The sequence below is a fragment of the Lysinibacillus sp. CTST325 genome (assembly GCF_054665055.1).
In genome coordinates this window covers 1-504 of the sequence record NZ_BAAFHO010000049.1, presented here as the reverse complement: position 1 = coordinate 504, position 504 = coordinate 1, and the positions used below count along the sequence as shown (strand labels likewise).

2 tRNA genes and 2 rRNA genes are annotated in these 504 nt (G+C 45.6%); all 4 read left to right on the top strand.

Annotation, left to right across the window (positions count from 1 at the left end):
• Nucleotides 1–59, top strand: a 16S ribosomal RNA gene (locus tag ACYQ73_RS28230); the annotation flags it as partial.
• Between the two features lie 94 nt (nt 60–153).
• Nucleotides 154–230 (top strand) — tRNA-Ile (locus tag ACYQ73_RS28225).
• Between the two features lie 12 nt (nt 231–242).
• A tRNA-Ala gene (locus tag ACYQ73_RS28220) sits at nt 243–318 on the top strand.
• 90 nt (nt 319–408) lie between these two features.
• Nucleotides 409–504 (top strand): 23S ribosomal RNA (locus ACYQ73_RS28215); the annotation flags it as partial.

The following is a 504-nucleotide window of genomic DNA, read 5'->3' as shown; positions in this document are numbered from 1 at the left end:
TTGGGGTGAAGTCGTAACAAGGTAGCCGTATCGGAAGGTGCGGCTGGATCACCTCCTTTCTAAGGATATTTTCGGAATACAAACCTAGGGTTTGTAAGATTACGTTTTGCGTTCAGTTTTGAAGGTTTATGAATAACTATAAAACTTCTAAGAGGGCCTATAGCTCAGCTGGTTAGAGCGCACGCCTGATAAGCGTGAGGTCGATGGTTCGAGTCCATTTAGGCCCACCATATATACCTCTTGGGGCCTTAGCTCAGCTGGGAGAGCGCCTGCCTTGCACGCAGGAGGTCAGCGGTTCGATCCCGCTAGGCTCCACCAATAATTTGTTCTTTGAAAACTGGATAAAACGACATTGAAATTGTAACAAACACATTTATTTTTTTAAGTTTTTTTTAGGCTTAATAACTTGGTTAAGTTATTAAGGGCGCACGGCGAATGCCTTGGCACTAGGAGCCGATGAAGGACGGCACTAACACCGATATGCTTCGGGGAGCTGTAAGTGAG